Annotated in this window: 11 protein-coding genes; 7 read left to right on the top strand and 4 right to left on the bottom strand. The window is 46.7% G+C overall.

Annotated features, from left to right (window positions below; genetic code table 11):
• The first annotated feature begins 13 nt into the window (after positions 1-13).
• Complete coding sequence (locus BRW63_RS20010; protein WP_073074183.1) at positions 14-2320, top strand: GUN4 domain-containing protein; 2307 nt, start codon at positions 14-16, stop codon at positions 2318-2320.
• A 609-nt stretch (positions 2321-2929) separates the two neighbouring features.
• Here the strand turns inward: BRW63_RS20010 and BRW63_RS20005 are convergent.
• Positions 2930-4246 (bottom strand): tetratricopeptide repeat protein, encoded by a 1317-nt coding sequence (locus BRW63_RS20005; RefSeq protein WP_073074182.1) that lies wholly within the window; start codon positions 4244-4246, stop codon positions 2930-2932.
• A gap of 494 nt (positions 4247-4740) precedes the next feature.
• On the opposite strand from BRW63_RS20005, the gene BRW63_RS20000 reads away from it, so the two are divergent.
• Together BRW63_RS20000 and BRW63_RS19995 are read left to right on the top strand one after the other, a co-directional pair.
• Positions 4741-5715 carry a hypothetical protein gene (locus tag BRW63_RS20000; protein ID WP_143162083.1) on the top strand — a complete coding sequence of 325 codons (975 nt, stop codon included), beginning with the start codon at positions 4741-4743 and terminating at the stop codon, positions 5713-5715.
• Positions 5649-6254 (top strand): hypothetical protein, encoded by a 606-nt coding sequence (locus BRW63_RS19995; RefSeq protein WP_143162082.1) that lies wholly within the window; start codon positions 5649-5651, stop codon positions 6252-6254. The genes BRW63_RS20000 and BRW63_RS19995 overlap by 67 nt, the downstream gene beginning before the upstream one ends.
• Before the next feature lie 239 nt (positions 6255-6493).
• On the opposite strand, the gene BRW63_RS19990 is transcribed toward BRW63_RS19995, so the two are convergent.
• Complete coding sequence (locus BRW63_RS19990) at positions 6494-9277, bottom strand: zinc-dependent metalloprotease (protein ID WP_073074179.1); 2784 nt, start codon at positions 9275-9277, stop codon at positions 6494-6496.
• Between the two features lie 188 nt (positions 9278-9465).
• Between BRW63_RS19990 and BRW63_RS19985 the strand changes: the two genes are divergently transcribed.
• Positions 9466-10206, top strand: a complete 741-nt coding sequence (locus tag BRW63_RS19985) for an SDR family NAD(P)-dependent oxidoreductase (protein WP_073074178.1) — start codon at positions 9466-9468, stop codon at positions 10204-10206.
• Between the two features lie 157 nt (positions 10207-10363).
• On the opposite strand, the gene BRW63_RS19980 is transcribed toward BRW63_RS19985, so the two are convergent.
• The gene (locus BRW63_RS19980; protein ID WP_073074177.1) at positions 10364-10852 is read right to left on the bottom strand and encodes a crossover junction endodeoxyribonuclease RuvC; all 489 of its coding nucleotides are present in this window, start codon (positions 10850-10852) and stop codon (positions 10364-10366) included.
• 291 nt (positions 10853-11143) lie between these two features.
• Here BRW63_RS19980 and BRW63_RS27750 point away from each other — a divergent pair, with 291 nt between their 5' ends.
• Positions 11144-11386, top strand: coding sequence for a hypothetical protein (locus tag BRW63_RS27750; RefSeq protein WP_143162081.1), 243 nt, complete (start codon positions 11144-11146; stop codon positions 11384-11386).
• A gap of 43 nt (positions 11387-11429) precedes the next feature.
• Here the strand turns inward: BRW63_RS27750 and pheS are convergent, their stop codons facing one another.
• Entirely contained in the window at positions 11430-12431 is a 1002-nt protein-coding gene (pheS, locus tag BRW63_RS19975) for a phenylalanine--tRNA ligase subunit alpha (RefSeq protein ID WP_073074176.1), read from the bottom strand.
• A 72-nt stretch (positions 12432-12503) separates the two neighbouring features.
• Between pheS and surE the strand changes: the two genes are divergently transcribed.
• Entirely contained in the window at positions 12504-13292 is a 789-nt protein-coding gene (gene surE, locus BRW63_RS19970; protein WP_073074175.1) for a 5'/3'-nucleotidase SurE, read from the top strand.
• A 434-nt stretch (positions 13293-13726) separates the two neighbouring features.
• Complete coding sequence (locus BRW63_RS19965; protein ID WP_073074174.1) at positions 13727-14968, top strand: hypothetical protein; 1242 nt, start codon at positions 13727-13729, stop codon at positions 14966-14968.
• Positions 14969-15092 lie beyond the last annotated feature (124 nt).

Below are 15092 nucleotides of genomic sequence, written 5' to 3'. Positions count from 1 at the left end.
GCTGAGAGTCACCATGCCTGACGAACCCCAGAAGTTGCCCGAAGCGAAGTCGAGTGACTCGGCTTCACCTGTTTGGAACCAACAGATCGCGGAAATGATGTTCAAGGCGATCGGGGGCGGAGGATTTGCGACTCTGATCGCGCTGTTCATGAGCAGTGAGTTACCCAAAATTGCGATGGCTGGGGCGCTGGGTTCTGGTGCAGGTCTGGTTTATGCCTTTGTCGATCCGATTGCTCGCCGCGCTAAAAAAGGGGCAGAAAAAGCTGGAGAAGGCACCGCAGACTTTGCCGAAAGTGCCGTTAAGGGGATAGTCGATAAGGTAACGCGCCTAGACGATCGCTACTTGGAGTTGCAAAAGGAAGATTGCCAAACGTCGGTTTGTGATGGCATCAATCAGGTTTTCTCACCATTGCTAGAGGAGATTTTCGTACCGTTGTCGATTTCTTACAACGCGCTGATTCCGGGCTGGAGAACGATCGCGAATGATCATGCAGGAGATGACGACGTAGGGCTGGCAGCAATGCGATCGCCAGAGGCAGACGAGTCACAGATTTGGCAATTGCTCAAGGCGGCAGAGAGTCAGTCTGCTTATCGGCGAATGGCGGTTTTGGCGTGGGGTGGCTATGGCAAGACGACGCTGCTACGACACATTGCTTACATTTACAGCAGCAAGCAACACAAACGCTACAAAGTAGGGGCAAAAGTGCCTGTGTTTTTGTCGCTCAAGACTTATGGCAAATGGGTAGCTGAGAAACCGGAGATGACATTGCCCGATGTGATTATGCAAAAGCACATTCCGCGTTTGTCGTTGGATTTGCACTTGGCGGCAGACTGGGCTAAAGAGAAGCTGAAGTCGGGAGAAATGGTGCTGCTGCTGGATGGTTTAGATGAGGTGTCGGAGTCAATCCGTCCAGTCGTGACAAAATGGCTCAAGCGAGAACTGGCGCTCTATCCCAAGGCGATCGTCATTCTCACGTCTCGCCCTAAAGCCTACACTGAGCAATCTCCAGCATCGCGGTTGGATCTGCGGATGACCATTTGGATCGAGCCATTTACAAAATTGCAGCAGAAAGCCTTTATTGATCGCTGGTATGGCTATCAGGAGGTCTACGCAAATAATGGACGAACTACCTCAGATGTGACGCGACGAGCGGCAGAAAAGGCAGCAGGACTGTTGGCGCAGATTCGGGCACGTCCAGAGATTGAGGATTTGGCGAAGATTCCGCTATTGCTGAATATGATTGCGACGTTTCATCGCTTGAGTCCCAATGTGCAGTTGCCTAAGCGCAAAGTAGATTTGTATCAGGCGATTTGTAAGCTGCAACTGTGCGATCGTCCTGGTGCTAAAGAGCTAGAAACCTTGCTTACAGAAACCGATGCCCAAACAATCTTGCAAAAACTAGCGCTAGAAATGCTGCTCAACAATCGCGAAAAAACCATTGAGCGAGATGCATTGTTAATGCGACTCACAACCTATCTGGAAACTGAGAATGAATCAGTCAAAGCACTTCCATTTTTGGATGAAGTGGTGCGGGTGAGTGAGTTGTTAGTCGAGCGAGACGAGCAAGAATATGAGTTTGCCCATTGGAGTTTTCAGGAGTATCTGGCAGCAAAGGAACTGTTTGATCACAAACGAGAACAGGAAATCATCGATCGCCTAGCGATACCAGAATGGAAACCGATGATTTTGATGTATGTAGGGTTGTTGAAAAATCCGAGTGGCTTGATTCGATCGATGGTCGATCGTGGCTTAACCGATCTCGCTGCCGCCTGTCTGCACGAGACGACCAAGCAGATTGACGCAGATATAGCTGAGGAACTAGAGCGCTTAACGACAGTCGTGCTCGTCTCAACCTATGCAAAGCTAGAAGCTCTGCTGAAAGCCGGAGAATGGCGAGAGGCAGATCGAGAAACCTATCGAGTCATGATTAAAGCAGCTGGAAAGGAATATGGACAGGGGCTTAGTCGGGAAGATTTAGAAAACTTTCCTTGTGAAGATTTGCTGACCATCGATCGCCTCTGGATCGAAGCCAGCAACGGGCACTTTGGCTTCTCGGTGCAAAAGAAGATTTGGCAAGAATGCGGTAGCCCCATGACAGCGGGCGAAAATTGGGATCGCTTTTGCGTTAAGGTAGGGTGGCAAAACTTAGCCACAACGGCGTACATGGAGTACACCCAACTCAAGTTTTCACCAACTATTTCCCCTGAAGGAGAATTACCTAGATTTGGCGTTGTACCTGGTGTGGCGGGGCATTGGGTGTGGTGTGGCGTTTTCTTCTCTCGTGCAATGATTTGTAAACTGTTTCTGCATTCGACTTGAATGTCCGTAACTGTAACAGGCAAGGAGTTAAGTTCTCAAATAAGAAATATGGCTACCAATTTAAGCTGGGACAGTAGATCGCTCAAAGCTTAAAGCTTCGTTCAATCTGTCCCGCTTTATGTCGGTAGCCGAAATATTTATACCTTCAGTTTCTACGACATATCGACCTCCTAGCGATCTGTTACCTGGCACCAGCCTCTTTTTTCTACTCCTGCCTAAAATAGTTGTGGACATCGATTCTATTCGGGGCGAGGTGGAAACTCGTTGGCTTTCACAAACTTTGCTGCCACTGCCCCAATTTGCTCATTGGGCAAATCCTAGTCATCCCAGAGAGACTTTACACCCAGACAAAACGATCGCACGTTTCGCATAGTTGTTTTTACAATACGATCGTAGCGTTCAAAAACTTCAACACCAATCACAACAAAAGACCTCCTGCACAAATCCGGGAACGCCCCCTAAATCCCCCATTCTGGGGGATTTAGGGGGCAAAAGCCGACCTAAACGGAGCGAGACCTGAGAGCAGTTTATATCTGAAATCCTATTCACGCAGGAGGTCTAAAGATTCGAGTTTAAGCGCTAGCGATCGTCACTAAAAACTGATTCAACTCAAATAGAATCTGACAACTGACTCTGCTTCAAATACTTAAGCGAAAGGTTCCGACCGCTTTGAGCGTTAGGAAAATCAGGAGTCAGCGCTAGAGCATTGTCATAGCTGACGATCGCCGCCTCGTGCTGCTCTAATCGACTTAGCGCCACCCCCCGACTATACCAGGCTTTATCGAAGGGGTTTAGACTCAACGCTTTGTCATAACTCGCCACGGCTGCCTGACTCTGCCCAATATGATCGAGCGCTCGACCCCTGCGATACCAGCATTCGTCACAATTGGGATTGATGGCTAACGCCCGATCGAAGCTCTCGATCGCGTCTTCATAGCGCCCCAATTTACGCAAGGCCATGCCGCGACCACTCCAAGCCTCATAAAAATCGGGTTTGCAAGCCACGGCACGATCGTAATATTCGACCGCCTGAGCAGAATCTCCTAGCCTCTGAAGGGCGCATCCCTGATTATAGAGAGCCTCCGGGAAATCGGGCTTTAATTGCAGGGCGCGATGATAACTCTCGATCGCGTCTTCATATCGCCAAAGAGCCTCTAGCGTGTTGCCCCGGTTATACCAAGCTTCGTGAGCAGCCGGATTTAACTGCAAGGCAGTATCATAGCTTTGCAGCGCTTGTTCATGAAAACCTAACTTATGCAACACGTGGGCTTGACTAACCCACACACCAGGCACATTTGATTTAATCTGCAAGACCCGATCGTAGCTGTTGAGCGCATCTTGAAAGTGTCCCAATCGGCTGAAGAGATTCCCTTGATTGTAGTGAGCATCAGAAAAGTGAGGACGCACCTCTAGCGCTTTGTCATAACTGACGATCGCAGTATCATACTGCCGCAGATAGGTTAAGACAATGCCCCGGTTATACCAAGCTCGTGCATAATCGGGCTTGAGTTTGAGCGTCTCTTCATAGCTGTGAAGGGCTTCTTGACTAGAGTTGAGCTTCATCATCGCGTTGCCCCGGTTATACCAGGCTTTATAGTTTCTGGGATCTAGCTCAATGGCGCGATCGTAACTAGCAACCGCTTCGTTATGGCGGTCTAGCTTTGCCAGTGCCATGCCTTGATTGTTCCAGGCAGGGGCATAGTCAGATCTGAGCAGAATGACTTCTTTAAAGCTGACGATCGCCGCTTGATAATCTCCCAAATCGTAAAGGGCTTTGCCACGCTCATACCACCCGGCATACCAATCGGGCTGGTTTTCTAGCGCTTTATCAAACTGAGCGATCGCGGCTGCATAAGCTTTGGCTTTGCTCAACTGCTGCCCCTGCCGAAAAAAATAGGTGGCTTCTGAATTAAGAGGCTGACTCATAACCCCAATAATGAAGTAAGAACAAGCATTTCTTCACTAGTATCAACCCTATTGGCTGGGTAGCAAAGTGATTATCTCTGGAGGGGGAGCGATCGCATCGAAAATCGAGCGCAGTAATCAGAAAACAGGCAATGCTGGGGCGCTCTCTGCCAACCGGACTCAATCTAAAAATATACGAAATCTTTCCGTATATCCATTCACACGAGCGTATTATATATACGGAAAGATCCAACCTATCCACCTGATGTGGGGTGATATGCGGGAACTTTCTCTCTAGTAATCGTTGTATGCACCAAACAAAAATGGCGGTGATTGTTTAGCTTCGGTTCAGCCATCCCACTGCGTTGCTGACCAGGATTGTGATCGAAATCGTGATTGTTCAGCACAAATGAACAATATATTAATTAGAGTAATTTAGGAAGAGAATGAGCATCCCATCTGTCATACAAACTCTGATTGGACTATTAGTGGTATACATAGGTCTTAGCTTGATAGTGACTCAAATCAAGGATCTGATCATTCGGAATTTAGATAGAAGCAAACATTTAACAAGTGTAATTAAAAGAAGCATATCTAACTCTCTGGAGGAAGCGCAGGTTGAACACCTTCTAAGTGGAATTTGCGCTCATCCTCTTATCTATTCTCCTAAGAGAGACTACCAGGAGACTATTAAAGTAGTTCGTTCTATGCCTGAGCGAATTACTTTCTTACTGGCAGGCAGAAAATATCGTAATTACAGTAGAGATCGTGCTAAGTTACCTCAGTCTCTGTCTTCGGATCTTTTTTCGATCGCTTTTATACAAACAGTCGGACTAGATTTTTTAACTCATGAATTAACGCGAATAAGATTAGAAAGCTTAATTAATAGAATGAATAAAGCTATAGAAGATTTAGCTTCAAAGATAAAACTCAATTTATTAAAGCATGAATACTTTGATGTCTTTAAGCAAGATTGCTCAATCATTCTTAATCTTTATTTATTAGAGGGAAACATCGATCTATCTTTAGCAGTCGATCAAATTTCAGAAAGCTTTGATAGTTTAATTTTATCCTACTCTGAAGATGAATTAATTAAAGATGAATTAACAAGAAAATTCATTCACAGAGTTACTTTACTGAAACGAAACATCTTAGGTCAGGAAAATGGGAGAGCTTTTCTTTTAGGCAGGTTATCGCCTAAGCCATTTGAGATTGCTAAACTTTTAGATCAAAAGAGCGATATTTACAAAGAAGTTCAAAAGTATTTTGATTCACTTCAAGGGACTCTTTCTCAAATCAACTCAAAATTGGATCGCTACTTTGAGGAACAACTAGTAGAGCATAACTATATTGACGATACTAACTTTAAACAATCAGATCTTTCTTATGAGCAGAGACACATTTTATATGATATAGCTTTACAATGTTTGACGGACGAAGAGAGAATAATCTTTGTAAATACCAATCCTATCGAGAATTTGAAAAGATAATAGGAAGGCTTCCCCGTTCTTTAATAGACAGCATAAGTATTATTATACGAAGAGCCGAGCAAAAAATAGAGAAGAGTCAAATCAGTTTTCAAGGAGAACTAGATGGTTTGAATGAATTTCGTGAACAAGTCGGTACTTGGTTCAGTCGTATTTTGAAACGTGAAGAGTTGCTTTTTGAAAACAAAACTTCAATAATTTCATTCCTAACTGGGATTTCGATCGTTTTAGTTTTGAACATCGATACTTTTAGTATTGTCAACTGGTTGTCTACAACATCAACTCAGACACAAAATGGAAAACAGATAGAAATGGCTTTTCCTATAGCTTGGCAACCTAGAACTGTCAGTCGTCAGTTTAATTGTCCTTTGCTATCTAATCAAAAGTCTGTTACGCTGCCGGACTTACAACATTGTTTTTCTACTTCTCCAAACTCTTCTGTAAGTGTGATTCTAGGTTGGTTAGTAAGTAGTATGGCTATTTCTTTGGGTGCACCATTTTGGCTCAGTTTAATTTCTCAGTTAAAAAACATTGCTAAGTGAAAAACTAGAGTGTGAGCACTTTCCCTCAAGTAGGAGGAGTTAGCTTCTATGTGCTGCATGCTACTTGAGGGACGATCACGCTGTTTCTGGACTACAAAAGCGTCACATAATTTTGCTCATGCAGACGACCACCAAGAGGCTATGGGCAACGTTAGATCATCAGACCCAATTGCCAAAGTTAAGTTTTAGATGCTGTCGCCATGCTCTAGAGGGGAGAGCCTTTTACTTTCGCTTAGGTTTTATTGCGATTGCAGTCTTGCTTCTAGTGCCTTGCCGATGCGATCGTGCGCCTCTTCTAAATGCGCCTTGGTGTAGAGATCTTTATCATCGACTTTTCGCATAGCGCGATCGAGCCTGCCGTGAAGCTGCTTGAGTTCATAACGGGCGATCGTGCGAGCATCTTCAGGGGCATCGCTTTGCCGCAGCACCATTGCAATCAGCGTGTTCATATATTCACGTTGCAGAGCGCGACGCAGACCCGATAATTTAATGCGATCGCCTGCTGGTTGCATCACATCGCCCCAGATGCTAGTTTGCAGCGTGTCAAACAATTCGGGAATCATCATGGCTTGTCCCGGCTCGGTTTTGAGTTCGGCATCTCTGAGACGGGCGAGGCGATCGTAACTCAGCAAGTCAGCCAAAACCATCGATTGCAAAAACAAAATATTGTCGTGAATGGGATAGTCTAAATTGCTCGATGGCTCGGTGCCCCAATGACTCCAGCGAGAAGGCGCGAGTTTGTTGAGAAACTCTGGTGAAAATCGGAAGGTTTCTTCGTTAAAAACATTTTTTTGCAGCACGGCTAATGCTTGACGCTGTTGGGCTAAAGGCACTGACTCAAATGGCAAACGTCCTTTTGCGTCACCATAGCGATAGCGATTAAAGAATTGTCCGCCAATATAATCGGTTAAGAACAGTGAGTATTGAAAGTAGTAATCAAACACCGCATCAAAAGCAACGCGAACCTCATTAAAGCTTTCACCTTGACTGGGATAGCGGCGATCGACTTTCTTCCACATTTCGCGCGCATTGTCCATTTGCCATTGCGTGTAGGTGAGCAAATCGCCGCTTAAATCAAATACATTCACCTTGGGGTCAAGAAAAGAGGAGACATCTTCATCGGTGGCATAGGCGAGGGCTGGCTCTGGTGCCCGTTGCGCGATTTTGTCGAGAATGCGCGTTTCGGCTTGGGGCACGATCGCGTCAATCGGCGTGTAGCCATACTCGATCGCCCATTCGTCATAAGGCCCGATCACTGAGGTGAAGAAGTCACCTTGCTTGGTGCCTTGCGGAGCCAAATTGACCGGATTGTAGTCCATCACGGAGGCAACAAGTCCGTTCTTTTGAGTAATCGCGGTGTTGTTTAATTCTTCTGGCTTTAGCATTGCGCTGCCGTGAAAATTATGTCGCAGTCCCAAGGTGTGTCCGATTTCATGGGCGATTAATTCGCGCACAAATTCATGCACATAGTTTTTCATTTCAGGACTGCTCGGCAAGACGTTTTGAAACATCGATAACGCCATATTGCCGACTGCAAATTGTTTGGCTGCGTCTAGCCCATAGCAAAGGTCTTGATAGTTTCCTAAGTGAGAACCAAACCTCAGTTTTGGCACGGCAGGTTGCTGAGTTTTTGCTGAGTGGCGCTTGAGCGATCGCGCCGCCATGCCATAGTTGCAGAGGTTAGAGTTTCCGGTCAGATGGGCGGCAAAGGGCGCGGTTGACATCTGATTTTGCTCAACGAGGCTGCGATAGTCTTGTTTGAGCGATCGCACAAAGTCTGCTGACACCATCACGTCTGCATCTAAAATCTCGCCCGTGAGTGGGTTAACCCGCGACGGCCCCATCGCAAAAATTGCATCCGTTGAGTTAAACCAGCGAATCGTGTTGTAGCGCACGTCTGCGGGGTCCCAATCCGCCTTGTCGGGCATTTGCCGCACTTCGATCGCGTCTTTAAACCCAATCTTTTCAAAGGCCCGATTCCAGAGCAAAACGCCTTCTCTCACGGCATCACGATGTTCGACAGGAATGGTATTTTCGAGCCAAAACACGATCGGCTTTTTGGGTGCAGAGATCGCGGCGGTGGGGTCTTTTTTCTCTAGATTCCAGCGATTGATGTAGCGAACAAATGCTTGTCGCGGTGTATCGTCGTCTAAATCCTTAAAAGCGCTGATGAAGTAGCCGATACGATCGTCGGCTAACCGGGGATGATAACCATTATTTTCGGGCAGTTTAGAGAAACTATAGCGAACGCGCAAATTAAACGATCGGCTGTCGGGCAGTGCGGCAATGTAGCTGGGCATCGCACCCTCGCCTTCGCCACCCGAAAAACCAAAAATCGACTCAATCTCAACGTTAAGCGGAAAGGCTTTTGCTTGGCTCAGATAAGATTTGCTGGCATCGATCGTATAGCTGCTTTTGAGATAGCTGGCTAATACGGGGGTCAGTCCAGGTAGGTCACTCAATAATAGAGGGGTCAGATCGACCAGAATGCTTTTTCGCTGAGGGTGAATGCTGCGAATGGGCAAGACTTCTAGCACCGAGTCACTGAAGGAGCGATCGACCGATCGCGCCATCGGAGTCCCAGCTTGGGCTCGGAAAAACGTGTTAGGAATTACAAACTGAATGCCATTATTGACGCGGCAAAAGGTGAAGAGAAAGTCGCCGAGCGGCAATCCACTATAAATTCCTCGCTCTCCCAGACCCGATTCGAGCGTCATGGCGGCGAGATAATTGCGCTCTAACTGGTCGGGCTGAATTTCGGCAAACAGCTTTCCTGTCTTTTTGTTTTGGTAGAGAGCAAACAGCCCCGGCGATCGAGTCGCTCCATGCACCACTTCGTCAAAGGGTTTGAACTGAGGCTTTTCTGGTTCACTGTCTTCTTCCTCTGCTGGAGTCTTTTTAGGTGCCTCTGCTGGGGGAGTTTGAGCGCTTATTTGATCCGGCAACCATTGGCGGAAGCCCAGAGGCACCATCACCAGAAGCAGCCCAAGTAAAAATGCTAGAAAAATCGATCGTGGTTTCATTCTGATTGCCGTTTACCAAAGCAAGAGTTTTTTAGTCGCAGATCACCCACACTTCTTGATGATCAACGCTACCTCCCAATGGTAGAGGATGACATCGGAGTTTAGCTTTTCTTATGAATCGAGTTTTAGAGTACTCTTTTCGTAAAGTTGAGTGATATAGTCAGGACGCTTTCTATCTCAGTGCTAAAATGAGCGATCCCAAAGCTGCGCTAATTGTCGGAGCGGGTCAGGGAATTGGCTTAGAGTTTGTGCGGCAGTTTCTCAAGGGAGATCGGGTCGATCACGTCTACGCCACTTATCGCACACCATCTTCAGAATTGGTTGGCGTTGCCGATCGTCGGTTACACTGCCTGCAAATGGACATCACTGAAGAATTGCAAATTGCATCCGTGATTCAAAAGATTCAAACTGAGACGACAACGCTGGATGCAGTGATCAATTGTGTCGGTCTGCTGCACGATGAGACGATGCAGCCCGAAAAGAGTTTACGGCACCTCAATGCCGATCAGCTACTGCACTACTTTAAAGTCAATAGTGTCGGGGCAGCGATGTTAGCCAAGCATGTGCAGCCTTTGTTGAAACATCGAAACCGGGCCATTTTTGCAACGATTTCCGCTAAGGTTGGCAGCATTGGCGATAACGAGTTAGGCGGCTGGTATGGTTATCGCGCTTCTAAAGCCGCGTTGAATATGTTTATGCGAACTGTCGCGATCGAATATCGGCGCACTTGCCCCAGCACGATCGTAGTCACGCTCCATCCTGGCACGACTGATACTCAGTTATCTCGTCCGTTTCAGCGCAATGTTGCCCCTGAGAAGTTGTTTTCGGTCGATCGCACCGTGCAGCAGTTGTTAACTGTTCTCGATCAGCTAAAACAAGCCGATAGCGGTGAATTCTTTTCTTGGGATGGCAGCCGATTGCCTTGGTAGGCAGGGCTATTTCACGCGATGTGCGACTAAGAACCCTCACCCCAAACCCCTCTCCCGCAGGAGAGGGGCTTTCAAACGATCTCTGGTTCCCTCTCCTGTGGGAGAGGGCTAGGGTGAGGGCTGCTTTTGGGCGGTTTTAGGAAAGTCGCACATCGCGTTATTTCACATTGGCGCTCATTCCGATCTGAGCGGCGTAGGCGATCGCTAATCCATCCGCCGCGTCATCGGGTTTGGGAATCTCTGACAGACTAAAAATCATCATCACGGCTCGCTGAATCTCTGATTTATCGGCTCCATATTTTGATACGGCTGATTTAACTTGCGATTGGTGCAAAAAAATTGGCGACCCTAATCCACATTCTCCAAGCGCTAACTCAATCACTCCTAACGCCCGCAGCACCTTTCCCGCGTTTGTGTTTTCTCGCGTAAAAAATGGCATTTCTAGCGCTGCCACGTCTGGTTTAAGCGACTGACAAAGTTCACAAATATCGTCGTGAATCTGCTTCAGCCGCTCAAAAATTGGCCTATCTTTTGACGTTTTGATGACTCCATAATCAAGCACCACACTATCTCGAATCGCCCCATATCCGATCGTGGCGATCGCTGGATCAATTCCTAAGATTGTTTTCCCTGTGAAATCGAGCATGAAGCGAGTAAATCAAAGTCCTTATATAATACACCCGAACTACAGTTGATGTCAGAATAAATACGATAGAAACAAGCGAGACACCCCAAATAACTACTAACTTCAACCCTGAAAACACAAGGCTAAAGTCAAACTTAAAATTCAAATTACATGTCCGAAGAGCTACAACTATCGGTAGAGGTTAAGCCTGTTGTAGTCATTCAAGATAAAACCAGCTTTTTTGTTTGCGAGGATTACCTGCATTCACAAAGAGATTGCTTAAGTTTTTAACAGAGATTCACTGGAGGAGTTATGAAGAAGCTGCTTAAATTTTCGATTGGCACGATCGGACTAATGCTCTTATTAAGCGCTTGTGGAACGGGTAACACAGGGACGGGAGGAACAGGCACTACAGGTACAGACGGAACTACTACCAGCCCACTAGTCACTCCAACTGCTCCGACTACTACGATCTCTCCCACTGTTCGCCCGACGGTGACCCCAACCTCTCCAGCCACAGCCTATCCAACGAGCAGTCCAACCACATCTCCTTAAAATGCCCTGGAGGGCATAGCGCTGCTGTGCCCTCTAAATGAGACTAAAACTGGTTTAAGAACCGCAAATCGCTGCTATAAAGCCGCCGAATGTCGTCGATTTGGTGCATCACCATCGCCAATCGCTCCACTCCAAACCCTGCCGCAAATCCGGTATAGATTTCTGGGTCATAGCCAACGGCTTTTAGCACGTTAGGATCAACCATGCCGCAGCCTAAAATCTCTAGCCAGCGACCTTTCCACTTCACATCAACCTCCGCAGATGGCTCGGTGAATGGGAAGAAACTCGGACGAAAGCGAATCGGCAAATCGCCAAACATTTCTTGCAAAAACACTTTGATTGTGCCTTTAAGATCAGTGAAAGTCAGACCCTCATCGATCGCCAAAATTTCGATCTGATTAAACACTGCTGAGTGGGTTGCATCCACTGTGTCGCGACGATAAACCCGCCCTGGCACCGCAATCCGAATCGGCGGATCGTTGTTCTCCATATAGCGAATCTGCACGGTTGAGGTATGGGTTCTCAGCAGATTGCCATCGGGTAGATAAAGCGTGTCTTGCATATCTCGCGCTGGGTGATCAGGCAAGAAATTCAACGCCTCAAAGTTATAGTAATCAGTCTCCATTTCAGGGCCTTCGGCGACGGTGTAACCCATACCGACGAAGATATCGAGCACCTGATCGATCGTGCCATTGAGCGGATGCACTCGACCTTGAGGACGGAAGACTCCGGGCATGGTTACGTCGATCGCTTCTGACTCTAATCGCGCTTGAATCTGGGCAGATTGCAAGGCAGTGCGCTTACGATCGAGATCTCCCTGAATGGCTTCTTTGACCTCATTGGCACGGGCCCCAATGCGCGGACGATCGGCTGGGTCAAGTTTGCCCATGCCGCCCAGCACTTGCGGAATCGGCCCTTTCTTGCCGAGATATTTGACGCGCAGTTGCTCTAGTTGGTCAAGCGTCTCGGTGTCCGCGATCGCGGCTTGGGCTTCTTGCCGGATTGCATCTAATTGGGATTCAAGTTCGATTGTCTGAGCAGTCATACTAAGAATGGATAGAGGTGCTGGACGCAATAGCGCGTAAAGTCGATTTGTTTTACTAGTTTAGTTGATTCGATGAAACTCCTGATCAGCAACGACGATGGTGTTTATGCCTTGGGCATTCGGACTTTGGCAAACACCCTGGCAAAAGCGGGGCACGATGTGACGGTGGTCTGCCCCGATCGTGAGCGCTCTGCCACCGGGCACGGACTCACCCTTCATCAACCGATTCGAGCCGACATTATAGAGTCGATTTTCCACCCGTCCATCAAAGCCTGGGCCTGTTCGGGCACACCGTCAGACTGTGTAAAGCTGGCACTCTGGGCGTTATTGGATAGCCCACCTGATTTTGTGCTGTCTGGCATTAATCATGGCGCAAATCTGGGCACCGATGTGCTTTATTCGGGCACTGTTTCAGCCGCGATGGAAGGCGTGATCGAAGGATTTCCCAGTGTTGCGTTTAGTTTGACGAGTTCTAAATCTGACGAGTTTCAACCAGCGGCTGACTTTGCCTGTTCTTTAGTTCAACAGTTAAAAGAGAAGCCTTTGCCAGAGTTGACGTTGCTGAATGTGAATGTCCCGGCGATCGCACCCTCTGAAATTAAGGGCGCGATCGTCACTCGTCAAGGCGTTCGTCGCTATATCGATGTGTTTGAAAAGCGGGCTGATCCTAGAGGCAAAACCTATTATTGGCTGGCAGGAGAACTGCTTGAAGACGTGGAAGATCCGCATGTGCCAGATCGGGTTCCGACTGATGTGCAGGCAAATCGAGACCACTACATTACGATTACCCCGCTTCACTATAATCTCACGTCGCCGTCTGGGCTAGAGACAATGCAGAAATGGGCACAGGGGTTTTCTTAAATCGGTTGAGAGTTGCTTAAATAAAGCTAAATCAGAAGTCTTAACTGTCTGGGTTTAGGATGTACTTTGTTACTAGTTCTTACATCTTAATTAATTAAGCAGGACTTACGCATTCACCAAAACCTCGGAGGTTTAAGCCACTCTGTCGGTCACGATGCTTGATTCTTGGTTAAAACCTCGGAGGTTTGCGTAAGTCCTATTAACGTGAATTCGACGGCTTCGTTACAGTTTGTCGTGCCCCCTAAATCCCCCAAGTTTGGGGGACTTCAAGCCAAAATTTCCGGTTCAAAGTCCCCCAGAATGGGGGATTTAGGGGACAGAAGCCGCTGACAACGCAGCGAAAAAACTCGTCGAACTGACGGCCTATTAAGAAGTGACAAGTCCTTTAATCTGAGCATCATTGCTTCTTTCTCTTCGCCCTTTTATAACCCGCCATGTTTTCTAGAATTCGTCGTATTGTCAATCGGTTTTTTAATCGAGCAAGCACCCTTAATAATGAGCCGCTCAACAAAGTGAGCTTAATTGTGCTTATTTTGATTGATCTTTTTATCTTATTTAATGTCTTTTCAGGACTCAATGACATTAGTGGATGGCACATTTCGCCATCACAAGCTTATCCCTGTTATTCAGATTGGCAAACTCATCAAACTCAAACCAATCAAAATAAAAACTACGAGACAATTCGTAACACGTTTACGTCTTCATACCCTGGATCACCTAGTTTTCGGCAAACCTATCAGCAAGCTGCAACAGGACATCTAGGCGAAGTTTCTGAAACTTGCCTGAAGTTTGCAGACTATAAAGACAAGATTAAAACCCCCGAAAATCAAAAGATCGTAGGACTCATTGACCAGAAGCAAAATAGAGTTAGCACGATCGAGCAATCTAATCGCAAAATTCGCGAACAATATGACTCAACGCTGTTAGAAAAAATTGCAGGTCAGGGTCGTGAGCAATCGATTAACGCAGTCGGTGCTGAAAAAGCAAAGCAAGAGCTAGATCAAAACAATCGCACGATTTCTACGCTGAAAACAGAGATTTCTGATCTTAAAAATCAACTGATTGCCAAGCCAGAAAGTGCTAGTTTTATCGCATTTCTGAACGACAAAAACAGCTTTGAAAAAGTCGAAAAAGGCTATAAGCAAGCCTCTTTTTGGTATCCCAGTATTCAGCTTGCTTTTCAGGCTCTCTTTCTGTTGCCGCTGATTTTCGTTGCCTTATCAGTCTATAAATTTGCTCAACGCAAAGGCTATGGACTGATCTCGCTGATTAGCTGGCACTTGCTGGTGATCTTCTTTATTCCCCTGATTTTCAAAGTTTTTGAATTCCTGCAAGTTGGGGCACTGTTTGAATTTTTTGTCAGCATTATCAGCACCTTGTTTGGTGGGCTGCTGTTCCTGATCAATTACGTCTATATTCTGCTGATTCCACTCGTCGGTTTTGGGATCATCAAATTTTTTCAAAAGTTCGCATTTAATCCTAAGATTCAAGCAGCAAATAGAGTTCAAAAATCAGAATGCCTGCAATGCGCGAGAAAAATTCGCCACCATGATTCTCACTGTCCACACTGCGGTTATTTTCAATATGCCGAGTGTCCAAACTGTCATGAATCGACTTACAAAAATTTACCTTATTGCAAGCAGTGCGGGTATCCTCAACCGTCTAATCAGGGCTAGTTAGTGTTTAAGTAGGTGGGTGTGGAAAGAGTAAGCTACATAAAGGAAAGTTAAGCGTTTTAGCAGAATCAGGTTAAAAGCAATATGGGTGCACGTTTGAGAGTGTTTTTAACGGCAGAGGAAG

The sequence above is a fragment of the Phormidesmis priestleyi ULC007 genome (genome assembly GCF_001895925.1).
GTDB classification, from domain to species: Bacteria; Cyanobacteriota; Cyanobacteriia; order Leptolyngbyales; family Leptolyngbyaceae; genus Phormidesmis_A; species Phormidesmis_A priestleyi_A.
Note: the sequence above shows the minus strand (reverse complement) of the source record. Positions and strands in the feature narration are given on the sequence as shown.